Here is a 22,658-nt window from a genome sequence, read left to right as displayed (position 1 = left end):
GACAAATAATAGGTTGATTTTTGATCAATAATTTCTGATAGTGCTCTGTAAGCCGCATTACACAAGGCGCAGCGAAAGTGATGTAAAAGTGAAGAAAGCTAACATTGCACTTTTAAACTACTTTTCATTGAATTTTTTAGTATGGAATTACACAGGGAATAGAGAGCATTATTCTATGATTTACACAGGGTAAGTGCTATGTGATAAATGGATGTAACGAAAGGCTAAAATTTACTTAGGGTAAAAGGGGAAATAACACAATTGGAAGTGGTTGCCTAACCGTTGGAAGTGGTCTCCGGTTTACCTTAGGTAATGAGTTCCACCAATACTATAATTAAATAATATTCTTTATACTATATATATGATCTTTTGCCTTCCGGCGTTAGCTCCACTCTCTGGCAAGCAGCCTTACTCCGCTACCTTTCGGGCTTTGTGGCTGGCCCGTTCCGCTCACACCGAAAGCAAAGCGTTACTTTCTTCGTGTAACTATCGTTGGCGGTAACGCCCACGAAGGAATACTATTGCGCTGTGCGCAGTAAGAGTAATCACCTAACCAATCATCTGATTGCTTACGTGTTAACTCTCTCTAACTCTTAATTACCCTCCTACATTTAATAACTCTGTTATTCTCTGTAGTTGTGTAATTACTCGAAGAGAGAGCGGCTAAAGCTCAATTACACTCTGCTTTCCTCGTGTAATTTCACTAAGCCTCAATACAATTTCACTTCCTACATTCTGTAGTCGTGTAATTGTTTTCGGTGGAAAAGCCAGAGGCGACACCGAAAGAGAATTCTGATCTTATTAATCTTATCTATCTTAGTTAATCTTCTTACTTATCTTACTTACTTTATCTACTTTATTATTAATAATAGCTTTATAAGCTCTCTGTGTAGCTCTCTGACGCAAGAAACAGAGTTCAGGAAGGGAATCACCTTAGAAAAGTGTTCTTTGCGTCATAATGTGTTTTATGAAGGATTCAGAGGTGTTTCATAACAGAGATGTATAGAGGATACTTTAGGTAATTAAAAATAAGGGGTCTAAATGCTTCTCTAACAGCATTAAGCAGGGTAGAGAATGGAAACCGCTTTGCCTACATATATAAACTCACTACAGGGCTTTACAGAGCGTTTTATAAAGTAACTAATCTAAGAACTCTCTGTTTTATATCTATCATCATCTAACAAATACAAAATAAGCCACTTAAATAAGCCTCTGGCGAGCTAAACAGCCATTACATAAGAGAATGTATTGCTTTTATCAAAACTTCGTTAGAACGCGTTTTAGAGCGTTTTAGCTGGTAATGAAGAATAGCACTACACAGGAGAGCACGAATCGCTAAGAAAAAATGTAAGTGCATGAAAAGGTTCTGATTTTTTATGAAAAGATATTGACAAATGTTTATTTATATGTAATAATAGGTACTAGAGGGACAGAAAAACATTCTTCTCTAAATAATCAAAATCAATGCACTTTGAAGCCGTCAGGCTTGCAAGGTGTTTTTCTTTTAACTGAATAAGGAGTTTTTTATGAAATGGTTTATACCGGAACACGTCGTAGAGGCATTTAAAAAAGGTGAGTTAACACGACATCAAGTAGTAATGAATCGTAATATGGCAAGGAGTCGAGGTTATCCAGAGCGTGAAAAATGCTTTGACGATGCACTCAAGATTATTGATGAACTGCGTAAGGCAGAAGCAGAGAAAGAATAATAACAGGAGAGGAGAAAACCAAATGAATATTAATTTTGACTCTGCAACTTATAACGCGTTGTTAAATCGCGCAAAGGCAGAAGGGAAATCAATTCCAAAACTTGTTAATGAACTACTAATTACAGTCCTTACAAAGGAGGAACTAAATGATCAAAAATATCAAAACAATTGCCGAAGCGAAAGCCAAATGTCTAAATCAGAAAGATGGTAAACAAAAATATGTAGTTGTTGAGCAATGGTTGAAGATGTTTAAAAAATGGTACTCACCATCTGGTAATGAATACACCGCTACACTGCCAGCCGTTGAAATCTATAGCTATATAGCTGGATTCAATGAACAAGGGCAAGAATGTTACGCTACTCAAAAAACATTAGCTAATATTGGAATGGTTAGTGATCGTCAGGTACGCAATATTATAAATATGTTTGTTGATATGGGAGTTCTTTCTGTAGAGGCACGCCACGGTCAAACATCACTCTATAAAGCATTACCCTTTACAGATGCACATATTACAGCACCAAGAGAAGCGAAAGCCTCTGTAAATGCAGAAAAGCCACAGACAGAGCAAGTATCTACTGTTAAAGCTGTTCCTGAACAGCTTCCCCCTACGGAAGATAAAAAAACACTAGAAACAACACGCTCTATTCAGCAGGAAAAAACAGAGCTTCCTTGGGGCGGTGTCACTATTTGCAAACCGAATGGACAGCCAACAGAAGCAGCCCTTGAGTGGGCTTTAGCTGAAACGCAGGGCGATAAAATAGAGGCATACAGGCTAATTTCAATAGTGGTTTCTGAATTTACAGGAAGAGAACATATATACACGATACCTGAGACAGAAGAGGACGATTTTGACATTCCATTTTAATAAGGAGGACTATGATCCAATATTTAGTAAAAAATCAAGTAGACCGCATTCAGTGTAACGACACCGGAAAACACACCTACGAAACGCTTGTTTACCTCTATAAAGGAAAGCCAACACCGCTAAAATATAGCGATGTGTTACATCGAGCAGGTTGCTCTGAGTCAGGTTTAAAATTCTGGCTGAAACAGCTATCAAATTTCGGTGTTATTGAAATGAAAGAGCTGTCTTTTTCTACATTCAACCTCAAGAAGTTATAGAAAATAGAATTCATCTATTCCACGCTCTAATTCTATTTCTCTGTTTAATATAAAAGGAAAACATTATTATGGTAATAGCTATGTGGTGGTTGTTGTTTTTTATGCTCGTAGAAACATATGCAAGTAAGTCTGGAAAACAAAAATAATATATTGATGATTTGTTTTTTATAACTTCGTGGTGTCAAGTCCAGCAGCTTTGAGTCGCTCGGTAAGATTTCTCATTTTGCTGAACTCTGTACCAAAGCTGGCTTTAAGTCCTACACCTTCACAAAACTCTTTTGCCGTAACCTTTTTCAGATGGTCAGCATATTTGATCATCTGGAGGTGCATTTCCATCGTTTGGCTATTTCGTGGTGCGCTGCTAATGGCTTGCTTAATGTTCTCGTAGATCTGGGTTTCTGTCATTTTTTATCTCACCTATCAAATTTAGATAAATAATATAAATTAGCAAATTAAGATAATCAATAGTTTTTATCATCTGAATGATAGATGTTAAATGTTTCTTTTTCATTTCTGATATGGGGTACAAAATGGGGTACACAGAGAAGAAGCAATTAATGGAGGCGAGCTTGCATCTGCAAGCCACTTCCCCTAAGCTGGCACAAAATATAGAGATTCAACCAAACGACTCGGGGTGCCCTTCTGCGTGAAGGCTGAGAAATACCCGTATCACCTGATCTGGATAATGCCAGCGTAGGGAAGTCACGGACCACCAGGTCATTGCTTCTTCACGTTATGGCAGGAGCAAACTATGCAAGTCGACCTGCTGAGTTCCGCGCAATCTGCGCACGCGTTACATCTTTTTCACAAACATTCCCCCCTTGTGCACTGTATGACCAATGATGTGGTGCAAACCTTTACTGCCAATACCTTACTGGCGCTCGGTGCATCGCCAGCGATGGTCATCGAAACCGAAGAGGCCAGTCAGTTTGCGGCAATCGCCAGTGCGTTGCTGATTAACGTTGGCACGCTGACGCAGCCACGCGCACAGGCGATGCGTGCCGCCGTTGAACAGGCAAAACGCTCTCAAACACCCTGGACGCTTGATCCAGTAGCGGTGGGTGCACTCGATTATCGCCGCCGTTTTTGTCTGGAACTTCTGTCTCATAAGCCAACCGCCATACGTGGTAATGCTTCGGAAATCATGGCATTAGCTGGCGTTGCTAATGGCGGACGGGGAGTGGATACCACTGATGCCGCAGCTAACGCGATACCTGCTGCACAAACACTGGCACGGGAAACTGGCGCAATCGTCGTGGTCACTGGCGAGGTGGATTATGTTACCGATGGACATCGTATCGTTGGCATTCACGGTGGCGATCCGCTAATGACCAAAGTGGTAGGAACTGGCTGTGCATTATCGGCGGTTGTCGCTGCCTGTTGTGCGCTACCAGGCGATACGCTGGAAAATATCGCATCTGCCTGTCACTGGATGAAACAAGCCGGAGAACGCGCAGTTGCCAGAAGCGAGGGGCCAGGCAGTTTTGTTCCACATTTCCTTGATGCGCTCTGGCAATTGACGCAGGAGGTGCAGGCATGAAACGAATTAACGCTCTGACGATTGCCGGTACTGATCCGAGTGGTGGTGCGGGGATTCAGGCCGATCTTAAAACCTTCTCGGCACTTGGCGCTTATGGTTGCTCAGTGATTACTGCACTGGTGGCGCAAAATACCCGTGGCGTACAGTCGGTGTATCGCATTGAGCCTGATTTTGTCGCCGCCCAGCTCGATTCGGTGTTCAGTGATGTGCGAATCGACACCACTAAAATCGGTATGTTGGCGGAAACCGATATTGTTGAAGCGGTGGCAGAACGGTTGCAACGTTATCAGATCCAAAACGTGGTACTCGACACCGTTATGCTGGCAAAAAGCGGCGACCCGCTGCTTTCACCTTCGGCAGTTGCCACGCTACGCAGTCGATTATTGCCACATGTTTCATTAATAACGCCAAACTTGCCCGAAGCAGCCGCCTTGCTCGACGCGCCACACGCGCGCACCGAACAGGAAATGCTGGAACAAGGGCGATCGCTGTTGGCGATGGGCTGTGGCGCAGTGCTAATGAAAGGTGGTCATCTGGATGATGAGCAAAGCCCGGACTGGCTGTTTACCCGCGAGGGTGAACAACGGTTTACCGCACCGCGCATTATGACCAAAAACACTCACGGCACTGGTTGTACGCTCTCTGCGGCGTTGGCTGCACTGCGCCCGCGCCATACAAACTGGGCTGACACCGTACAGGAGGCAAAAAGCTGGCTTTCATCGGCGTTAGCCCAGGCCGACACGCTGGAAGTTGGTCACGGTATTGGTCCGGTTCACCACTTCCACGCCTGGTGGTGAGCACCGTACTATAGCTGCTTTGGTTATTGTCAGCCTTTGGCGCTGACATTCAGGGATGAAACCAATGCAGCTGAGAATCACCAGTCGAAAAAAATTCACCGCTTTATTATGCGCTCTTGGGCTAATTTCCATCGTTGCAATTTATCCGCGTCAGACGGTGAATTTTTTCTATTCGACAGCAATTCAGATTAAAGACTACATCCACTTCTACGGTTATCGCCCGGTCAAATCTTTTGCTATTCGCATTCCTGCCAGTTACACCATTCATGGTATTGATGTTTCACGCTGGCAGGAGCGAATCGACTGGCAGCGGGTGGCAAAAATGCGCGATAACGGTATTCGCTTACAATTTGCCTTTATTAAGGCGACGGAAGGCGAAAAGCTGGTGGACCCCTATTTTTCGCGTAACTGGCAACTAAGCCGCGAAAATGGCCTGCTGCGCGGGGCGTATCATTATTTTTCCCCGTCGGTATCCGCTTCAGTTCAGGCGAGATTATTTCTGCAAACGGTGGATTTCTCACAAGGCGATTTCCCTGCCGTGCTGGACGTAGAAGAACGGGGAAAATTATCGGCAAAAGAATTACGCAAGCGGGTAAGTCAGTGGCTAAAAATGGTCGAAAAAAGTACGGGGAAAAAGCCGATTATTTACTCAGGAGCCGTTTTTTATCACACGAATCTGGCGGGCTATTTCAATGAATATCCGTGGTGGGTGGCTCACTACTATCAACGTCGTCCGGACAATGACGGCATGGCCTGGCGCTTCTGGCAGCATTCCGACCGTGGGCAGGTAGATGGCATTAATGGTCCGGTGGATTTTAATGTGTTTAATGGCACAGAGGAGGAGTTGCAGGGATTCGTTGATGGGATTAAAGAAACGCCTTAAATAAGAAGCAGTGATATACTCCCACCAGACTCCCCGGCAGGAAAAAGACAAATGGAACAAGCGCATACCCAGCTGATTGCCCAACTGAACGAACGTATTTTAGCGGCGGATAACACGCCGCTTTATATTAAGTTTGCCGAAACGGTAAAAAATGCCGTGCGCAGCGGGGTGCTGGAGCATGGCAATATTTTGCCCGGTGAGCGTGATTTAAGTCAGTTAACCGGCGTTTCGCGCATTACGGTGCGCAAGGCGATGCAGGCGCTGGAAGAAGAGGGCGTGGTGACGCGTTCGCGTGGTTACGGTACGCAGATCAACAACATCTTCGAATACTCGTTGAAAGAAGCGCGAGGTTTTTCTCAGCAGGTGGTATTGCGCGGGAAAAAGCCCGATACGCTATGGGTTAACAAGCGTGTCGTGAAATGTCCCGAAGAAGTTGCGCAGCAGCTGGCGGTCGAAGCGGGAAGTGATGTCTTTTTGCTTAAGCGTATTCGCTATGTCGATGAAGAAGCGGTATCGATTGAGGAATCGTGGGTTCCGGCACATTTAATTCATGATGTTGATGCCATCGGGATTTCTCTTTATGACTACTTCCGCAGCCAGCACATTTACCCACAACGTACGCGTTCCCGCGTTAGCGCCCGGATGCCGGATGCCGAGTTTCAGTCACATATTCAGTTAGATAGCAAAATACCGGTGCTGGTGATCAAGCAAGTGGCGCTTGACCAACAGCAACGGCCTATTGAGTACAGCATCAGCCACTGTCGCAGCGATCTATACGTTTTTGTGTGCGAGGAGTAGTTCCTCGCGCGTTGGCGCACAATCACCGCCCCGATGCCCGACAACCCACGACGCCACTGCATTGCCCAGTAATACGGCATCCGCCAGTGGCAGACCAGAGGCCAGCCCGGCAAGTACGCCGCCGGCATGACTGTCGCCCGCCCCAATGGTGTCTACAACTTGCGTTGGAAATGCCGGAATGCAGCCAGAAGCGTCGTTGCTGAAATACCATGCGCCCTCTTTATCGAGACGAACGATCAACGGCGCGGCAAATTTCTCCTGCCATTGCTTGCCTAGTGTTGTTATCTCTGCGGATAGAGCAAAACGTTCGGCGGCAATCTCAGCCTCTTGACGATTGAGTGACACTAAAGGTCGACAGGCCATGATCCGCGCCAGTAATGCATCCGGGATATCGCCAATACGTGGGCCAAAATCGATAAATGGCGTCACGTCTTGCAGCTCTTCCAGCCATTCCACTAACAATTCGCCGCAGGGCGAGGCCAGTTGATAACCGGAAAAATAGAGCAGGCTGCCAGGCGCAACGGTTAATCGTGCCAGCCATTGGCGATTCCACTGATTTTCCACACCGCTGAATGACATAAAAGTGCGTTCGCCATCCGGCTCAACCAGCGCCAGACACCAGCCGTTATCACCTTCGGCGTTATCGATCAGGCTGATTAAGTCCTCTTTTGCCATCCGGTTGCGAATAATCTCCGCCCACACCCCCTGACCGAGCGGCAAGGCATTACCCGCTTCGATGCCGAGGCGCTTTAATGCCACGGCAATATTCAGTGCACAGCCGCCAACGTTAACGCTCTGCTGTTTCAGTTCGATATCGCACCCACGCCAGGGGAGGGCATAAGCGTCGGCGATCACATCAATGACCGCCGCGCCGACGACCATCACTGGCTGACGCGTGGTTAATTCAGGCAGCAGCGTGTGTAATCGAGCGCTGCTCATACCGCCTCCCGTTGTTGGCGATACTTCGCCAGCGCTGTGGCATAGCGGTTGAAATCAAGCTGATTTACCGCATCCAGTTCCGCCTTTAACGCAGGATCGATAGCGTTAACGCCATGCAACGCGCCGCAAATTGCCGTCGCCATAGCACCTATGGTGTCTGTGTCGCCGCCAAGGTTAGCGCACAGGACGGCGCAGCGATTCGGGTCGGTTTGTGCCAGTTCAACCAGCGCAATGGCGCACGGAACGGACTCAATAGTGCTGGTACCTGCGCCAACGACCTGATACAGCTGTTCGCTGGCGGATTCGGTGCCGTCGGCATTGCGCACAATTTTCAGCGCAATCTCCAGACGTGCTGCCAGTGAGGCGCTGAAGGTAGTGATGCGTTTTTGCTGTGCATGTCGCGCAATTGAAGGCAGTGAATCAACAATCGCTGACCAGCTTTCTCCGTCAATGGCACGAGAAATCGCCCATGCGATGACTACCGCACCTGCAACTGCCAGATCGGATTTATGGGTCGGGCTGGAGGCCAGCGCCACATCATCAATAAAGGAATCAACATCACGCGCCGGAAGCAAACAACCTAATGGCGAGACGCGCATCGCTGCGCCGTTGGTCACGCCGTTATTTTCCAGTTCAGCAACGGGTTTACCGTCGCGAATGGCGTTAAGCGCAATCTTCGAGGTCGGACCTAGTACGTTTTTGTTAAAGGCGTCGAAACGCAGCGCCCAGTCGAGAATATTACGCCCAATCAGATCCGGATCGATCTCGCCTTCACGTTCCAGTAACGCATCCGCCAGACACAGCGCCATCGAGGTATCGTCGGTGAATTCGGCGCGGTTAAAATAACAGGCTGCGTTATTCTCCTTTGGTCCAGGCAGAAAATGGTCAATCCAGCCAAAGTGTGCTTTAACGCGGCTGCGTGGCCAAAGCTCGGAGGGCATCCCCATCGCATCCCCTAACGCCTGCCCATAAAGAGCACCGAGAATACGTTCTGTTTTCATTTAACTTCCCCTTGTGTCAACGCAATATCGCGATCATCGACCTTGATAGCCGTAATTTCGTTGTCGGATTCGCGGAAAAAAATCATGAACAGCACGGCGATAATGGCAATCATCACCGCGCCGAAAGTCCACATCCCGGCCCAGTTGAAAGTCAGTCCGTTTACCGGTTCCTGATAAGCGAACATCTTTTCCATCATCACACCGCCAAGACGATAGCCGAGCAAACTGCCGAAGCCCTGGCAGCAGAGCGTGATCAGCCCCTGCGCGGCGGTACGCATATGCACGGGGGCTTTTTTATCGACATAGATGTATGCGGTAACGTAGTAAAAATCGTAACTTACGCCGTGCAGCAAAATACCGAGGAACAGTAACGCGTAGGTGAAATATTCATCCGCACTACCGTAAATAAAGAAGCCATAGCGGATCGCAGCGGTGACCAGACCAAGCAACAATACCTTTTTGATACCAAAGCGTTTAGTGAAAAACGGCAATGCCAGCATAAAGAAGATTTCAGAGAACTGGCCGAGCGTCATCCAGCCAGTGGCGTTTTTCATGCCAACTTCGGTCAGATAACCGTTGGCAAAGATGTAATAGAACGCCAGTGGCATCGCAAACAGGAATGAACAGAAGAAAAAGACGAGGAAGTTCTTATCGCGCAGCAGGATCAGCGCATCCAGGCCGAGCATGACTTTAATATCCATTTTGCCGGTGCTTTTTGGTGGCGTGTCGGGCAGAAAAAACGCAAACACACCAAGCAGAGCAGAACTTCCGGCAGTAATCAGCAGCGGGATGTTCGTCGGTGAGATATCGGCATAACCCAGCATTTGCGGCAAGAATCCACATGCCAGACCAGAGGCAATCCAGCCGATAGTCCCCATCACACGAATGCGCGGGAAATCACGCTCCACATCCGGCACGTTGGCAAAAGCGATACTGTTAGTCAGCGCAATGGTCGGCATATAGGTTAGCGAGTAGGCCAGCAGTAACGGGAAGAACCCGGCAAAAGTGGTCTGTTGCGCGGCGAAATACATCAGCACCGCACCAGCGAACATCAATACCGCCAGCACTTTCTGTGCCGAGAAAAAGCGGTCAGTGATGGAGCCAACCAGAATCGGCGACAGGATCGCCGCAATGGCGGTACAGGCATACGACCAGCCAATTTCTCCGGCACTAAAACCGCTTTTACTTAACCACAACCACAATGGCACAAACCACGCGCCCCAGATAAACCATTCAACAAACATCATGAACGACAGCTTTGCTGTTGTTTTCATCTTTTAATTCCTTCATGACAGGTAATGTAAGGTACGCGATGACAATACCACTTAATAATACCTTTTAAATACCTTTGCGGTGAAAGCTTGACCGCTGTAACATTTTTTCTGATGAATCGAGCCAACAGAAAACGCTGAAAAAACATCCAAAAGATGGAAAAACTCGCCCGTAACGACCAGGATTATGATTGCCCGCAAAAGGCGGGCCAGGACAATCCATAGCCGATATCCAATCGGAATTTACGGGAGCATAGTAATGACAGATATTGCGCAGTTGCTTGGCAAAGACGCCGACAACCTTTTACAGCACCGTTGTATGACTATTCCTTCTGACCAGCTTTATCTCCCCGGACATGACTACGTAGACCGCGTGATGATTGACAATAATCGCCCGCCAGCGGTGTTACGTAATATGCAGACGTTGTACAACACCGGGCGTCTGGCTGGCACAGGATATCTTTCTATTCTGCCGGTTGACCAGGGCGTTGAGCACTCTGCCGGAGCTTCATTTGCCGCTAACCCGCTCTACTTTGACCCGAAAAACATTGTTGAACTGGCGATCGAAGCGGGCTGTAACTGTGTGGCGTCAACTTACGGCGTGCTGGCATCGGTATCGCGGCGTTACGCGCATCGCATTCCATTCCTCGTCAAACTTAATCACAACGAGACGCTAAGTTACCCGAATACCTACGATCAAACGCTGTATGCCAGCGTGGAGCAGGCGTTCAATATGGGCGCGGTGGCGGTTGGTGCGACTATCTATTTTGGCTCGGAAGAGTCACGTCGCCAGATTGAAGAAATTTCTGCGGCTTTTGAACGTGCGCACGAGCTGGGCATGGTGACAGTGCTGTGGGCCTATTTGCGTAACTCCGCCTTTAAGAAAGATGGCGTTGATTACCATGTTTCCGCCGACCTGACTGGTCAGGCGAACCATCTGGCGGCGACCATAGGTGCGGATATCGTCAAACAAAAAATGGCGGAAAATAACGGCGGCTATAAAGCGATTAATTACGGTTATACCGACGATCGTGTTTACAGCAAATTGACCAGCGAAAACCCGATTGATCTGGTGCGTTATCAGTTAGCTAACTGCTATATGGGCCGGGCTGGGTTGATAAACTCCGGCGGTGCTGCGGGCGGTGAAACTGACCTCAGCGATGCAGTGCGTACTGCGGTTATCAACAAACGCGCTGGCGGAATGGGGCTGATTCTTGGACGTAAGGCGTTCAAGAAATCGATGGCTGACGGCGTGAAACTGATTAACGCCGTGCAGGACGTTTATCTCGATAGCAAAATTACTATCGCCTGATACGCCTTATACGAACAGCACTACCCCGTATAACGGAAAAGGCGTTTACGTCGCATCCGGCATAAAAACACGCGCACTTTGCTACGGCTTCCCTATCGGGAGGCCGTTTTTTTGCCTGTCATTCTGATTAATTTTCGAATTGTCGTTTTTGTGATCGTTATCTCGACATTTAAAAACAAATAATTTCATTATGTTTTGATATCGAAAATAAACGACAGGATGTGAAAATGTACGTGGTATCGACAAAGCAGATGCTGAACAACGCGCAGCGCGGCGGTTATGCGGTTCCGGCATTCAATATTCACAATCTCGAAACGATGCAAGTGGTGGTGGAAACTGCTGCCAGCATGCATGCGCCGGTCATCATCGCCGGAACGCCCGGCACATTTACTCATGCCGGTACAGAAAATCTGATGGCGCTGGTCAGCGCGATGGCGAAGCAATATCACCATCCACTGGCGATTCATCTCGACCATCACACGAAATTTGACGATATCGCTCAGAAGGTTCGTTCTGGCGTGCGCTCAGTCATGATTGACGCCTCGCATTTGCCTTTTGCGCAAAATATTTCACGGGTCAAAGAGGTGGTGGATTTTTGCCATCGCTTTGATGTCAGCGTCGAAGCGGAGCTGGGGCAACTTGGCGGCCAGGAAGATGATGTGCAAGTCAATGAAGCAGATGCGTTGTACACCAACCCCGTTCAGGCGCGTGAATTTGCCGAGGCAACCGGGATTGATTCCCTGGCGGTCGCCATCGGCACGGCTCACGGTATGTATGCCAGAGCACCGGCGCTTGATTTTTCTCGACTGGAGAACATTCGTCAGTGGGTGAATTTACCGCTGGTGCTGCATGGCGCGTCAGGATTATCGACTAAGGATATTCAGCAAACCATCAAACTGGGGATATGCAAAATCAACGTTGCAACGGAGCTGAAAAATGCCTTCTCGCAGGCGTTAAAAAATTACCTGACCGAGCACCCCGAAGCGACCGATCCCCGGGATTATTTGCAGTCGGCTAAATCCGCAATGCGCGATGTGGTGAGCAAAGTGATTGCCGATTGTGGTTGCGAAGGCAGGGCATAACGCACCTGCCATTTAACAAGGAAAAAACATGAAAACGTTAATTGCCCGGCATAAAGCTGGTGAACATATCGGCATATGTTCAGTCTGTTCTGCCCATCCGTTGGTTATCGAAGCGGCGCTGGCATTTGATCGCAACAGCACGCGCAAAGTGCTGATTGAAGCAACGTCAAACCAGGTCAATCAATTTGGCGGTTATACCGGAATGACACCGGCAGACTTTCGCGAATTTGTTTTTGCGATTGCCGATAAAGTTGGGTTTGCACGCGAACGCATTATTCTCGGCGGCGATCATCTGGGGCCAAACTGCTGGCAGCAAGAAAATGCGGATGCGGCGATGGAAAAATCCGTCGAGCTGGTAAAGGCATATGTTCGTGCCGGCTTCAGTAAAATTCATCTTGATGCGTCAATGTCCTGCGCGGGGGATCCTATACCGTTAGCCCCAGAAACGGTTGCTGAACGAGCTGCTGTGCTTTGTCTGGCGGCGGAAAGTGTGGCGACAGATTGCCAGCGTGAGCAACTGAGCTATGTCATTGGCACCGAAGTTCCGGTTCCGGGTGGTGAGGCCAGCGCCATTCAGTCAGTACACATCACCCAGGTTGAAGATGCCGCCAATACTTTACGCACGCATCAAAAGGCCTTTATTGCCCGTGGTCTGGCAGAGGCGTTAACACGCGTGATTGCCATCGTGGTGCAGCCTGGTGTGGAATTTGACCATAGCAATATTATTCATTATCAGGCGCAAGAAGCTCAGGCGCTGGCGCAATGGATAGAAAAAACCAAAATGGTTTATGAAGCGCATTCCACCGATTACCAGACTCAGGCGGCCTATCGGGAATTAGTCCGCGATCACTTTGCAATATTGAAAGTCGGTCCCGCATTAACCTTTGCTTTACGTGAGGCGGTATTTGCGCTGGCACAAATTGAGCAGGAACTTATCGCCCCCGAAAATCGCAGCGGTTGCCTGGCGGTAATTGAAGAAGTAATGCTCGACGAACCGCAGTACTGGAAGAAATATTATCGCCCGGGTTTTCACGATTCATTACTGGATATTCGTTACAGCCTGTCGGATCGTATTCGTTATTACTGGCCGCATAGCCGGATTAAAAATAGCGTCGAAACGATGATGGTGAATCTGGAAGGCATGGAAATCCCTCTGGGCATGATTAGTCAGTATCTTCCTAAACAATTTGAACGCATTCAGTCCGGGGAATTATCAGCAATACCGCATCAGTTGATTATGGATAAAATTTATGATGTTTTGCGCGCCTATCGCTACGGCTGTGCGGAATAAGGACGGTATATGACTAACCTGTTTGTTCGTAGCGGAATTTCTTTTGTCGATCGTAGCGAAGTTTTAACCCATATCGGTAATGAGATGCTCGCGAAAGGTGTGGTTCATGATACCTGGCCACAGGCATTAATTGCCAGAGAAGCAGAATTCCCTACCGGGATAATGCTTGAGCAGCACGCCATTGCAATACCACATTGTGAGGCGATTCATGCTAAGTCGTCAGCCATTTATCTGTTAAGGCCAACAAATAAAGTTCATTTTCAGCAAGCGGATGATGATAACGACGTGGCGGTATCGTTGGTTATTGCGTTGATTGTGGAAAATCCGCAGCAGCAATTGAAACTTTTACGCTGTTTATTTGGCAAGTTACAACAGCCCGATATCGTCGAGACACTAATCACTCTTCCTGAAACCCAGTTAAAGGAATACTTCACAAAGTATGTTTTAGATTCAGACGAATAAATCCCTCTGTAACAATAAAAAGGACTATTTATGAAACGCAAAATTATTGTCGCTTGCGGAGGTGCGGTTGCGACCTCTACGATGGCGGCGGAAGAAATTAAAGAGTTGTGTCAGAGTCATAATATTCCTGTTGAATTAATCCAGTGTCGGGTTAATGAAATAGAAACCTATATGGATGGCGTGCATTTGATATGCACCACTGCCAGGGTAGATCGTAGTTTTGGCAATATTCCGTTAGTTCACGGCATGCCTTTTGTTTCTGGTGTCGGTATCGAAGCATTACAAAATAAAATTCTGACTATCTTACAGGGGTGACCTATGTTTTCAGAAGTCATGCGTTATATTCTCGACCTCGGCCCTACGGTGATGCTGCCGATTGTCATCATTATTTTTTCTAAAATATTAGGCATGAAGGCAGGCGATTGCTTTAAAGCGGGTCTGCATATCGGGATTGGCTTTGTTGGCATTGGCCTTGTGATTGGCTTAATGCTGGATTCCATTGGTCCGGCGGCGAAAGCGATGGCGGAAAATTTCGACCTGAATCTGCATGTGGTCGATGTCGGCTGGCCGGGCTCTTCACCCATGACCTGGGCGTCGCAAATTGCGCTGGTGGCGATTCCGATTGCGATTCTGGTTAACGTGGCGATGTTACTGACCCGTATGACGCGGGTGGTAAATGTTGATATCTGGAATATCTGGCATATGACCTTCACCGGCGCGTTGCTGCATCTGGCAACCGGTTCATGGATGATAGGGATGGCGGGTGTGGTAATTCACGCGGCGTTTGTTTATAAGCTCGGCGACTGGTTTGCCCGCGATACCCGAAATTTCTTTGAGCTGGAAGGCATTGCTATTCCGCACGGTACGTCGGCGTATATGGGGCCGATTGCGGTGCTGGTCGATGCTATCATCGAGAAAATCCCAGGCGTTAACCGAATTAAATTTAGCGCCGATGATATTCAGCGCAAATTTGGCCCTTTTGGCGAACCGGTCACCGTGGGTTTTGTGATGGGGCTGATTATCGGCATCCTTGCGGGTTACGATGTCAAAGGTGTATTGCAGCTGGCGGTAAAAACGGCGGCAGTTATGCTGCTGATGCCACGGGTGATTAAACCTATCATGGATGGTTTAACGCCCATCGCTAAGCAGGCCCGTAGTCGTTTACAGGCGAAGTTCGGCGGTCAGGAGTTCCTGATTGGCCTTGATCCGGCGTTGTTGCTGGGGCATACGGCAGTGGTATCGGCAAGCCTGATTTTTATCCCGCTCACCATTTTAATTGCTGTTTGTGTGCCGGGTAATCAGGTGCTGCCGTTTGGCGACCTTGCCACCATCGGCTTCTTTGTGGCGATGGCGGTCGCGGTGCATCGTGGAAATCTGTTCCGCACCTTAATCTCGGGTGTCATCATTATGAGCATCACCCTGTGGATCGCTACGCAAACTATTGGTTTGCACACCCAACTGGCGGCTAATGCGGGCGCGTTAAAAGCCGGGGGTATGGTGGCTTCAATGGATCAGGGCGGTTCTCCCATTACCTGGTTACTGATTCAGGTTTTCTCCCCGCAAAATATTCCCGGTTTCATTATTATCGGCGCAATTTATCTGACCGGTATTTTCATGACCTGGCGTAGAGCGCGTGGTTTTATTAAACAAGAGAAAGCCGTTCTCGCAGAATAATTTTTACCTGAGGGGGAGGTAATCCCCCTTAACAATCAGGAGTTTTTATGAAATCAGTGGTGAATGATACTGATGGTATCGTGCGCGTTGCAGAAAGCGTCATTCCTGAAATTAAACATCAGGATGAGGTGCGGGTAAAAATTGCAAGCTCGGGCTTATGTGGTTCCGATTTACCCAGGATATTTAAAAATGGTGCACATTATTATCCAATAACGTTAGGCCATGAATTTAGCGGCTATATTGATGCGGTGGGATCCGGTGTTGATGATTTACACCCCGGCGATGCGGTTGCCTGTGTGCCGTTATTACCCTGTTTTACTTGTCCAGAGTGTCTGAAAGGGTTTTATTCCCAGTGCGCAAAATATGATTTTATTGGCTCACGGCGTGATGGTGGATTTGCCGAATATATTGTCGTTAAGCGAAACAATGTCTTTGCACTACCTGCGGATATGCCTATTGAGGATGGCGCTTTTATTGAACCGATTACCGTTGGCCTGCATGCGTTCCATTTAGCGCAAGGATGTGAGAATAAAAACGTTATTATTATTGGTGCCGGAACCATTGGCCTGCTGGCCATTCAGTGCGCTGTCGCGCTGGGAGCAAAGAGTGTGACGGCAATCGACATTAGCTCAGAAAAACTGGCACTGGCAAAATCTTTCGGTGCGATGCAAACATTTAACAGCCTTGAAATGAGCGCGCCGCAAATGCAGGGCGTTTTACGCGAGCTGCGCTTTAATCAGCTTATCCTCGAGACGGCTGGCGTCCCGCAAACCGTCGAACTGGCGGTAGAGATTGCCGGGCCTCATGCCCAGCTGACGCTGGTGGGCACGTTGCATCAGGATCTGCATTTAACATCGACAACGTTTGGCAAAATATTACGTAAAGAGCTGACGGTTATCGGCAGTTGGATGAACTACTCCAGCCCTTGGCCGGGGCAGGAGTGGGAAACGGCGAGTCGGTTGCTGACAGAACGTAAGTTAAGCCTGGAGCCATTAATCGCTCACCGTGGAAGCTTTGAAAGCTTCGCCCAGGCGGTGCGTGACATCGCTCGTAATGCTATGCCGGGCAAAGTGTTGCTCATTCCCTGAAACCGCGGGCCAGCGTGATGCTGGCCCGGTATTGTGCAAAACAGATCATTCACCAATGGTCCCCCTTCGTTTACACTAGCCACAATTGAATATGGGTAAATGACGATGAATTCATTCGAGCGAAGGAATAAGATCATCCAATTAGTGAATGAACAGGGAACCGTGCTTGTTCAGGATCTGGCGGGAGTATTTGCTGCCTCGGAAGCGACAATCCGTGCCGATTTGCGCTTTCTCGAACAAAAAGGCGTGGTTACGCGCTTTCATGGCGGTGCGGCGAAAATAATGTCCGGTAATAGTGAAACCGAGACCCAGGAAGTCGGGTTTAAAGAGCGATTTCAGCTCGCCAGCGCGCCAAAAAACAGAATAGCGCAGGCGGCAGTCAAAATGATCCACGAAGGGATGACCGTTATTCTCGACAGCGGAAGTACGACAATGCTTATCGCCGAAGGATTAATGACCGCCAAAAATATCACGGTGATTACCAACAGTCTCCCGGCAGCATTTGCCCTTTCCGAAAATAAAGACATTACTCTGGTCGTCTGCGGTGGCACGGTCCGCCATAAAACGCGCTCGATGCATGGCTCCATTGCTGAGCGTTCATTGCAGGATATTAATGCCGATTTAATGTTTGTCGGTGCTGATGGTATTGATGCGGTTAATGGTATTACGACCTTTAATGAAGGCTATTCGATTAGCGGGGCGATGGTCACAGCCGCAAATAAAGTGATTGCCGTTCTCGATTCATCGAAATTTAATCGTCGCGGTTTTAATCAGGTACTGCCAATCGAAAAAATTGACATTATTATTACCGACGATGCTGTGTCAGAGGTGGATAAACTGGCATTGCAGAAGACACGAGTGAAATTAATTACGGTGTAGTATTGTTCTGTATGCCGGATAAGTTGTTTACACCGCATCCGGCATTACGGATTTTCCCTGGTTCAAGAGAGAATAGTTTGATTAACGCAATAATGGACAATCCGGTGGTAATCGACAACGCAACGCCGCCGGAAGTATTTCAATATGAAAGTTTTGTCCGCTCAACGGTTCGCCATCAAGATTAAAAGTGATTTCGTGTGGGGCTTGTATATCAAACCACGACGAAGCGCCTTCGATAATATTCGGGTTATCTTCGTCAGATTTTAAGGTTGATACGAGAGCCGGAAGAATTTCATCGCCGGTAAAAATGCGCAGTTGCAGCAAGCCATCGTTAATTAACGCGTTCGGGCACAATTGCTGACCGCCACCAGCCTGACGCCCGTTACCAATACCAATGACCAGGGCGTCACCTTGCCAGTGAAAGTTTTCACCGCGGATTTCACAACGGTCCGGTTGCAGAGTATCCATGCGCATTAAGCCATGAATGATGTAAGAGACGCCACCCAGCGCGGCTTTTAATTTTTCCGGCGTTTCTGTGGTAATACGCGTCCCAAATCCGCCTGTCGCCATATTAATAAAACAGGTTTGTTTGTTGACCTGCGCCATATCTATTGCAATGGCGTTACCGGCAATTGCCAGTTTCAGCGCCTTATCCAGTGCCTCAGGAATCCCTACACTGGTGGCAAAATCATTGGCGGTTCCTAATGGCAAAATTCCCAGCGCGGGTATGTCATCCCCCTCACACTGAATCAACGCCGTAGAAACTTCATTAATGGTGCCATCGCCACCACCGGCAATCACCGTTGCGACGCCCAACTTCCGGGCCTCCTCTACATATCGTGCGGCATCGCCTTTCTCCCAGGTGACCCGCACATGGATCGTCATTCCTTCCTCACGCAACAGCATAATTGCTTCGCGCAAGGGTAGATTGTCAGTACTTTTGCCATTAAGAATCAGTAAGCTGGCGGGAAATTCTGCCATGATCGTATGTGCCTTTATGATTGGTCTGTAGATAGTGTAGAGCAGAAAAGAAAAGGTGGAGTCAGAACAGGATGAAAGTCGGAGGATAAAAAGTCAGTTCAGGTATGGGGATTCAGTGGTTACCACCAGGAGCTTGCAATGGGAACAGCGAATATTAACGGCAGCCACCGATAAATTTCAAAAAAGAGCATATACCTAATATTCAACTAAACAGTGGCATCTTCAATCTACTATTAAAAATATATTACCCCCCCCCCATGGGGTTACCCGGAAGGGCATCCGTGTATGTAATTCCTACTTATGTAGGAAATGTTGTACAGAACATTTATTATAATCCTATTCAATTATAATAATCATGCCATTATTATATTTAAACACCAGAGCGTGTCGTTGGTATTTAATGGGGGAAGGTAAGATGAAAAAGATAGCTGCTATATCATTAATTAGTGTTTTTCTTATGTCTGGGTGTGCTGTACATAATGATGAGACAAGTATCGGTAAATTTGGTCTTGCATATAAAAGTAATATTCAGCGTAAACTCGATAACCAATACTACACCGAAGCCGAAGCTTCTTTAGCCAGGGGTAGAATATCTGGTGCAGAAAATATAGTAAAAAATGATGCAGTTCATTTCTGTGTTACACAGGGCAAAAAAATGCAGATAGTTAAATTGAAGACAGAAGGTGCAGGATTACATGGCGTCGCTCGTCTGACATTCAAATGTGGAGAGTGAGAATATTTTTTGGTAAGCGTCAAACATGCGCGTTCTGGCTGTGCGTAACCGGAACCTGTGCGAGCACGATGCCAATAAGTGAAAGGCATCGTGCTATGAAGGGAGATTCTATCGATGTGGTCAATGGAAGACGGTTACCAGAGATAGGGCTTATGCATAAAAAATAAGCCCGTGTAAGGGAGATTACACAGGCTAAGGAGGTGGTTCCTGGTACAGCTAGCATTTTATGGGTTATGTTTTTCAGCGAAACGGATGATAACCTTAATAAATGCAGCTGTATGTGATCGGTTTCTAAGAATTTTCCATCCGGGAAAAATAATCGAAATTAATCACTTACCGTGGGGGTTACGCGTGGTTTCCCCGGAGAAATTACGCATCAGCAGCGCGTAATTTAGCTCAAGATCCTGCGGCACCGGGATCCACACAGTATAACCATCGCCCGGTGCGACCGGCATTGCTTCGCCTTTGGCGTTTTCCATATGCTCAAGGGTAAAGTTAATGTTCCCTTGCGGCGTCATCAGCTCAAGGCTGTCGCCAACGGAGAATTTATTTTTCACCGCTACCGCCGCGAGGTCGCCCTTGCGCTCACCGGTAAACTCACCAACAAACTGCTGGCGGTCAGAAACTGAATAACCGTATTCGTAGTTCTGATAATCGTCGTGAGTATGACGACGCAGGAAACCTTCGGTATAGCCACGATGCGCCAGACCTTCCAGAGTTTCCAGCAGGCTGGTATCGAATGGTTTTCCCGCAGCTGCGTCATCGATAGCTTTACGGTAAACCTGCGCGGTGCGTGCGCAATAGTAGAAAGATTTTGTACGACCTTCGATTTTCAGCGAATGCACGCCCATTTTGGTCAGGCGTTCAACGTGGGCGATAGCGCGCAGATCTTTCGAGTTCATGATGTAAGTGCCGTGCTCATCTTCAAACGCAGTCATATACTCGCCCGGACGCTGAGCTTCTTCGATCATAAACACTTTGTCGGTTGGCGCGCCGATGCCCAGCGTCGGCTCAACATTTTGCACCGGAATCGGCTCGTACTTGTGCACGATGTTGCCAACGTCATCTTCTTTCCCTTCCTGGACGTTGTACTCCCAGCGGCAGGCGTTGGTGCAGGTGCCCTGGTTCGGGTCGCGCTTGTTGATATAGCCAGAGAGCAGGCAGCGACCGGAGTAGGCCATGCACAGCGCACCGTGAACGAAGATCTCGATCTCCATATCCGGCACCTGATTACGGATCTCTTCAATCTCTTCCAGCGACAGCTCGCGAGAGAGGATCACGCGGGTCAGTCCCATTTGCTGCCAGAATTTCACCGTCGCCCAGTTCACGGCGTTAGCCTGCACCGAGAGGTGGATCGGCATTTCAGGGAAGTGCTCGCGCACCAGCATAATCAGCCCTGGATCGGACATAATCAGCGCATCCGGCCCCATCTCCACCACCGGTTTCAGGTCACGGATAAAGGTTTTCAGCTTGGCGTTGTGCGGTGCAATGTTGACCACGACATAAAACTTTTTCCCCAGCGCGTGGGCTTCATTGATGCCGAGCTGGAGATTTTCGTGGTTGAATTCGTTGTTGCGCACACGCAGGGAGTAACGCGGCTGGCCCGCATAAACAGCATCTGCGCCATAAGCGAAAGCGTAACGCATATTTTTCAGCGTTCCCGCCGGGGAAAGGAGTTCCGGTTTAAACATAATTCTCTCGTTCTGATGACAGGTCAGATCCGCTTCACCTGATGAAGCGGTTAGGGGAGTGCCCCCACTTTAAGGGCGGGCATTGTAGCGCAATCGGCGGGTTTAGCTCCAGTGTAAATGTCTGGAGGCGTCCTGGTTTTGGTTAAGGATACGAATGACGATAATTTCCTCTGGCGATTGCAGGAAATAAATTACGTGGCGTTCAAAAGGAAGAACAAAAATACCTTCGCCTAATTCAGGTCTGGGCGTACCTATATTATTGTTACTCAGAATCTGGAGAACGTCTGAAAGATGTTCCACATATCTGTCGGCTTGTGGTTCGCCGAAATGGTGATAGCTGTAATACCAGATGCCTTCTAAATCCTCATTGGCTTTTGGCATGAGTTTTATAGTACGCACATTATTTCCTTATCCCTGCTTTCACCTTCCGTAAAAACGCGTCCTTTTCCCACGGCTGAGCTTCACCACTACTCAACCCTTCAGCGAGCATGTCACGTAACGCTTGCAGGCGAGACTCTGCTTGCTTTTCTCGAAGTAAGCGCAGCGACTCACGGATCACTTCGCTTTGGGTGCGATAGTCGCCGGATTCAATTAAGGACTCGATAAATTCACGCAACTCATCGCCGAGATCAACCGTCATCGTTCTGGCCATTTTACACCCGCCTGTAAGTAAAAATCTTACATCAGTGTATTTCATAAACCGGATAGCGTCACGAAAGTATTAGAAGATATTTTGGCATATGAACATGTTCAGGAAGATAAGTATGGGATGGTAAACAAAGAAAGCACAACGAGTGCTCGTCAGTGCCCACTATTTTAATGGCGGAGGTTAATCTTAATTATCAATAACTAAGAGTTGTTTTGATATAAAGCCGGACGCCAACAACCCACGCCCGGCATCGTAATTACGTATTGTCTTTTACCGTCTGGCTTGTGCCATTGGCTTTAACGGAGGCAATTCCGGTTTCACGAGATTGCGCGGTGGCGTACATCTGGCTGGAGCCGATAATTTGATGATTGGCGGCTTTCAGATTGAAATAGAATTTGCCGTTGCTTGCCGTTTTTTTCTCATAGCGTTCTTCTTGCGGGCTGTTGCTACGTACCGACGCGATGCCCTTTTCCGCAGAGGCTTTTGAGGTATACAGCTCGCTGGTGAGGATAGTCTCACCATTGCCCGCTTTTAGCACAAACCGGAACTGATTATCACTGCTCTTACTGAGTTCAAACCAACCAGCCATAATGACTCCTTGATTGAAATTGCGTATCGAAAACAGCATCTAAAAGGACTGTTTGCCGATTAAAGTATGAGCGATTTTCAGGTGCTTGCCAGGGCGGAGAGATAATGTCAGATAGCCGACAATGCATGGGATAATGTTGCCGGATGCGGCGTGAATGCCTTCTCCG

At 48.0% G+C, this 22,658-nt stretch carries 25 protein-coding genes and 1 riboswitch; of the genes, 16 read left to right on the top strand and 9 right to left on the bottom strand.

Annotated elements, in window-relative coordinates:
• The first annotated feature begins 1,526 nt into the window (after positions 1–1,526).
• From ACJHYW_RS14245 to ACJHYW_RS14235, 3 genes are all read left to right on the top strand, one after another.
• Positions 1,527–1,709: a hypothetical protein gene (locus ACJHYW_RS14245; protein WP_000870791.1), complete on the top strand. Its 183-nt coding sequence runs from the start codon at positions 1,527–1,529 to the stop codon at positions 1,707–1,709.
• 146 nt (positions 1,710–1,855) lie between these two features.
• Positions 1,856–2,575, top strand: a complete 720-nt coding sequence (locus ACJHYW_RS14240; RefSeq protein WP_000594464.1) for a hypothetical protein — start codon at positions 1,856–1,858, stop codon at positions 2,573–2,575.
• Positions 2,576–2,586: 11 nt separating this feature from the next.
• Positions 2,587–2,832 (top strand): hypothetical protein, encoded by a 246-nt coding sequence (locus ACJHYW_RS14235; protein WP_000617145.1) that lies wholly within the window; start codon positions 2,587–2,589, stop codon positions 2,830–2,832.
• 165 nt (positions 2,833–2,997) lie between these two features.
• Here ACJHYW_RS14235 and ACJHYW_RS14230 read toward each other — a convergent pair whose 3' ends face one another.
• Complete coding sequence (locus ACJHYW_RS14230; protein ID WP_000141032.1) at positions 2,998–3,237, bottom strand: hypothetical protein; 240 nt, start codon at positions 3,235–3,237, stop codon at positions 2,998–3,000.
• 215 nt (positions 3,238–3,452) lie between these two features.
• Positions 3,453–3,549: riboswitch (TPP riboswitch) on the top strand.
• A 34-nt stretch (positions 3,550–3,583) separates the two neighbouring features.
• On the opposite strand from ACJHYW_RS14230, the gene thiM reads away from it, so the two are divergent.
• From thiM to ACJHYW_RS14210, 4 genes are all read left to right on the top strand, one after another.
• Entirely contained in the window at positions 3,584–4,372 is a 789-nt protein-coding gene (gene thiM, locus ACJHYW_RS14225) for a hydroxyethylthiazole kinase (protein WP_001195576.1), read from the top strand.
• Positions 4,369–5,169, top strand: coding sequence for a bifunctional hydroxymethylpyrimidine kinase/phosphomethylpyrimidine kinase (thiD, locus tag ACJHYW_RS14220; RefSeq protein ID WP_000822262.1), 801 nt, complete (start codon positions 4,369–4,371; stop codon positions 5,167–5,169). Before thiM ends, thiD begins: the two co-directional genes overlap by 4 nt.
• Positions 5,170–5,233: 64 nt before the next feature.
• Positions 5,234–6,052 carry a glycoside hydrolase family 25 protein gene (locus ACJHYW_RS14215; protein ID WP_001361580.1) on the top strand — a complete coding sequence of 273 codons (819 nt, stop codon included), beginning with the start codon at positions 5,234–5,236 and terminating at the stop codon, positions 6,050–6,052.
• A gap of 51 nt (positions 6,053–6,103) precedes the next feature.
• Positions 6,104–6,850: a GntR family transcriptional regulator gene (locus ACJHYW_RS14210; protein WP_000434038.1), complete on the top strand. Its 747-nt coding sequence runs from the start codon at positions 6,104–6,106 to the stop codon at positions 6,848–6,850.
• Here the strand turns inward: ACJHYW_RS14210 and ACJHYW_RS14205 are convergent.
• The 3 genes from ACJHYW_RS14205 to ACJHYW_RS14195 are packed head-to-tail and all read right to left on the bottom strand — an operon-like array spanning position 6,824 to position 10,064.
• The gene (locus ACJHYW_RS14205) at positions 6,824–7,789 is read right to left on the bottom strand and encodes a carbohydrate kinase family protein (RefSeq protein WP_000093021.1); all 966 of its coding nucleotides are present in this window, start codon (positions 7,787–7,789) and stop codon (positions 6,824–6,826) included. The two genes, ACJHYW_RS14210 and ACJHYW_RS14205, sit on opposite strands and share 27 nt — an antisense overlap.
• Positions 7,786–8,790, bottom strand: a complete 1,005-nt coding sequence (locus ACJHYW_RS14200; protein ID WP_000846189.1) for an ADP-ribosylglycohydrolase family protein — start codon at positions 8,788–8,790, stop codon at positions 7,786–7,788. Before ACJHYW_RS14200 ends, ACJHYW_RS14205 begins: the two co-directional genes overlap by 4 nt.
• Positions 8,787–10,064: a nucleoside permease gene (locus ACJHYW_RS14195; RefSeq protein ID WP_000858523.1), complete on the bottom strand. Its 1,278-nt coding sequence runs from the start codon at positions 10,062–10,064 to the stop codon at positions 8,787–8,789. Before ACJHYW_RS14195 ends, ACJHYW_RS14200 begins: the two co-directional genes overlap by 4 nt.
• 256 nt (positions 10,065–10,320) lie before the next feature.
• Between ACJHYW_RS14195 and fbaB the strand changes: the two genes are divergently transcribed.
• The 8 genes from fbaB to ACJHYW_RS14155 all read left to right on the top strand — a co-directional run bounded on the left by fbaB (position 10,321) and on the right by ACJHYW_RS14155 (position 17,849).
• Entirely contained in the window at positions 10,321–11,373 is a 1,053-nt protein-coding gene (gene fbaB, locus ACJHYW_RS14190; RefSeq protein WP_000129551.1) for a class I fructose-bisphosphate aldolase, read from the top strand.
• 227 nt (positions 11,374–11,600) lie between these two features.
• A complete protein-coding gene (gatY, locus tag ACJHYW_RS14185; protein WP_000289802.1) occupies positions 11,601–12,455 on the top strand; it encodes a tagatose-bisphosphate aldolase subunit GatY in 855 nt (284 codons plus the stop codon).
• A 28-nt stretch (positions 12,456–12,483) separates the two neighbouring features.
• Positions 12,484–13,746: a tagatose-bisphosphate aldolase subunit GatZ gene (gene gatZ, locus ACJHYW_RS14180; RefSeq protein ID WP_000853841.1), complete on the top strand. Its 1,263-nt coding sequence runs from the start codon at positions 12,484–12,486 to the stop codon at positions 13,744–13,746.
• Between the two features lie 9 nt (positions 13,747–13,755).
• The gene (gatA, locus tag ACJHYW_RS14175; RefSeq protein WP_000182899.1) at positions 13,756–14,208 is read left to right on the top strand and encodes a PTS galactitol transporter subunit IIA; all 453 of its coding nucleotides are present in this window, start codon (positions 13,756–13,758) and stop codon (positions 14,206–14,208) included.
• A 30-nt stretch (positions 14,209–14,238) separates the two neighbouring features.
• Complete coding sequence (gene gatB / locus ACJHYW_RS14170) at positions 14,239–14,523, top strand: PTS galactitol transporter subunit IIB (protein WP_000823289.1); 285 nt, start codon at positions 14,239–14,241, stop codon at positions 14,521–14,523.
• 3 nt (positions 14,524–14,526) lie between these two features.
• A complete protein-coding gene (locus ACJHYW_RS14165) occupies positions 14,527–15,882 on the top strand; it encodes a PTS galactitol transporter subunit IIC (protein ID WP_000490678.1) in 1,356 nt (451 codons plus the stop codon).
• Between the two features lie 47 nt (positions 15,883–15,929).
• Positions 15,930–16,970: a galactitol-1-phosphate 5-dehydrogenase gene (gatD, locus tag ACJHYW_RS14160; protein WP_000844229.1), complete on the top strand. Its 1,041-nt coding sequence runs from the start codon at positions 15,930–15,932 to the stop codon at positions 16,968–16,970.
• Positions 16,971–17,075: 105 nt separating this feature from the next.
• A complete protein-coding gene (locus ACJHYW_RS14155; RefSeq protein ID WP_001295426.1) occupies positions 17,076–17,849 on the top strand; it encodes a DeoR/GlpR family DNA-binding transcription regulator in 774 nt (257 codons plus the stop codon).
• An 81-nt stretch (positions 17,850–17,930) separates the two neighbouring features.
• On the opposite strand, the gene yegS is transcribed toward ACJHYW_RS14155, so the two are convergent.
• Positions 17,931–18,830, bottom strand: a complete 900-nt coding sequence (gene yegS / locus ACJHYW_RS14150; RefSeq protein WP_000807362.1) for a lipid kinase YegS — start codon at positions 18,828–18,830, stop codon at positions 17,931–17,933.
• Between the two features lie 415 nt (positions 18,831–19,245).
• On the opposite strand from yegS, the gene yegR reads away from it, so the two are divergent.
• The gene (gene yegR / locus ACJHYW_RS14145; protein ID WP_001361579.1) at positions 19,246–19,563 is read left to right on the top strand and encodes a protein YegR; all 318 of its coding nucleotides are present in this window, start codon (positions 19,246–19,248) and stop codon (positions 19,561–19,563) included.
• Between the two features lie 329 nt (positions 19,564–19,892).
• On the opposite strand, the gene yegQ is transcribed toward yegR, so the two are convergent.
• The 4 genes from yegQ to ACJHYW_RS14125 all read right to left on the bottom strand — a co-directional run bounded on the left by yegQ (position 19,893) and on the right by ACJHYW_RS14125 (position 22,492).
• On the bottom strand, positions 19,893–21,254 hold the full coding sequence (gene yegQ / locus ACJHYW_RS14140; RefSeq protein WP_000476012.1) for a tRNA 5-hydroxyuridine modification protein YegQ: 1,362 nt from the start codon (positions 21,252–21,254) through the stop codon (positions 19,893–19,895).
• A gap of 102 nt (positions 21,255–21,356) precedes the next feature.
• Entirely contained in the window at positions 21,357–21,653 is a 297-nt protein-coding gene (locus ACJHYW_RS14135; RefSeq protein WP_001259171.1) for a type II toxin-antitoxin system RelE/ParE family toxin, read from the bottom strand.
• Position 21,654: 1 nt separating this feature from the next.
• Positions 21,655–21,951, bottom strand: coding sequence for a type II toxin-antitoxin system ParD family antitoxin (locus ACJHYW_RS14130; protein ID WP_001329834.1), 297 nt, complete (start codon positions 21,949–21,951; stop codon positions 21,655–21,657).
• A gap of 208 nt (positions 21,952–22,159) precedes the next feature.
• A complete protein-coding gene (locus tag ACJHYW_RS14125) occupies positions 22,160–22,492 on the bottom strand; it encodes a YegP family protein (RefSeq protein WP_000929408.1) in 333 nt (110 codons plus the stop codon).
• Positions 22,493–22,658 lie beyond the last annotated feature (166 nt).

This window comes from Escherichia sp. WS3063 (assembly GCF_046486595.1).
Classification (GTDB): domain Bacteria; phylum Pseudomonadota; class Gammaproteobacteria; order Enterobacterales; family Enterobacteriaceae; genus Escherichia; species Escherichia coli.
This window is presented reverse-complemented; position numbering and strand designations above follow the sequence as displayed.

Excerpts from the sequence above, each read along its gene's own strand:
- ACJHYW_RS14195 (WP_000858523.1), bottom strand. The coding sequence starts at position 10,064 with ATGAAAACAACAGCAAAGCTGTCGTTCATGATGTTTGTTGAATGGTTT.
- yegS (WP_000807362.1), bottom strand. The coding sequence starts at position 18,830 with ATGGCAGAATTTCCCGCCAGCTTACTGATTCTTAATGGCAAAAGTACT.
- thiD (WP_000822262.1), top strand. The coding sequence starts at position 4,369 with ATGAAACGAATTAACGCTCTGACGATTGCCGGTACTGATCCGAGTGGT.
- yegR (WP_001361579.1), top strand. The coding sequence starts at position 19,246 with ATGAAAAAGATAGCTGCTATATCATTAATTAGTGTTTTTCTTATGTCT.
- ACJHYW_RS14125 (WP_000929408.1), bottom strand. The coding sequence starts at position 22,492 with ATGGCTGGTTGGTTTGAACTCAGTAAGAGCAGTGATAATCAGTTCCGG.
- ACJHYW_RS14215 (WP_001361580.1), top strand. The coding sequence starts at position 5,234 with ATGCAGCTGAGAATCACCAGTCGAAAAAAATTCACCGCTTTATTATGC.
- ACJHYW_RS14230 (WP_000141032.1), bottom strand. The coding sequence starts at position 3,237 with ATGACAGAAACCCAGATCTACGAGAACATTAAGCAAGCCATTAGCAGC.
- ACJHYW_RS14165 (WP_000490678.1), top strand. The coding sequence starts at position 14,527 with ATGTTTTCAGAAGTCATGCGTTATATTCTCGACCTCGGCCCTACGGTG.
- ACJHYW_RS14155 (WP_001295426.1), top strand. The coding sequence starts at position 17,076 with ATGAATTCATTCGAGCGAAGGAATAAGATCATCCAATTAGTGAATGAA.
- ACJHYW_RS14210 (WP_000434038.1), top strand. The coding sequence starts at position 6,104 with ATGGAACAAGCGCATACCCAGCTGATTGCCCAACTGAACGAACGTATT.
- yegQ (WP_000476012.1), bottom strand. The coding sequence starts at position 21,254 with ATGTTTAAACCGGAACTCCTTTCCCCGGCGGGAACGCTGAAAAATATG.
- ACJHYW_RS14130 (WP_001329834.1), bottom strand. The coding sequence starts at position 21,951 with ATGAAATACACTGATGTAAGATTTTTACTTACAGGCGGGTGTAAAATG.
- ACJHYW_RS14240 (WP_000594464.1), top strand. The coding sequence starts at position 1,856 with ATGATCAAAAATATCAAAACAATTGCCGAAGCGAAAGCCAAATGTCTA.
- ACJHYW_RS14200 (WP_000846189.1), bottom strand. The coding sequence starts at position 8,790 with ATGAAAACAGAACGTATTCTCGGTGCTCTTTATGGGCAGGCGTTAGGG.
- gatD (WP_000844229.1), top strand. The coding sequence starts at position 15,930 with ATGAAATCAGTGGTGAATGATACTGATGGTATCGTGCGCGTTGCAGAA.
- gatA (WP_000182899.1), top strand. The coding sequence starts at position 13,756 with ATGACTAACCTGTTTGTTCGTAGCGGAATTTCTTTTGTCGATCGTAGC.
- ACJHYW_RS14235 (WP_000617145.1), top strand. The coding sequence starts at position 2,587 with ATGATCCAATATTTAGTAAAAAATCAAGTAGACCGCATTCAGTGTAAC.
- gatB (WP_000823289.1), top strand. The coding sequence starts at position 14,239 with ATGAAACGCAAAATTATTGTCGCTTGCGGAGGTGCGGTTGCGACCTCT.
- fbaB (WP_000129551.1), top strand. The coding sequence starts at position 10,321 with ATGACAGATATTGCGCAGTTGCTTGGCAAAGACGCCGACAACCTTTTA.
- ACJHYW_RS14205 (WP_000093021.1), bottom strand. The coding sequence starts at position 7,789 with ATGAGCAGCGCTCGATTACACACGCTGCTGCCTGAATTAACCACGCGT.
- thiM (WP_001195576.1), top strand. The coding sequence starts at position 3,584 with ATGCAAGTCGACCTGCTGAGTTCCGCGCAATCTGCGCACGCGTTACAT.
- gatY (WP_000289802.1), top strand. The coding sequence starts at position 11,601 with ATGTACGTGGTATCGACAAAGCAGATGCTGAACAACGCGCAGCGCGGC.
- gatZ (WP_000853841.1), top strand. The coding sequence starts at position 12,484 with ATGAAAACGTTAATTGCCCGGCATAAAGCTGGTGAACATATCGGCATA.
- ACJHYW_RS14245 (WP_000870791.1), top strand. The coding sequence starts at position 1,527 with ATGAAATGGTTTATACCGGAACACGTCGTAGAGGCATTTAAAAAAGGT.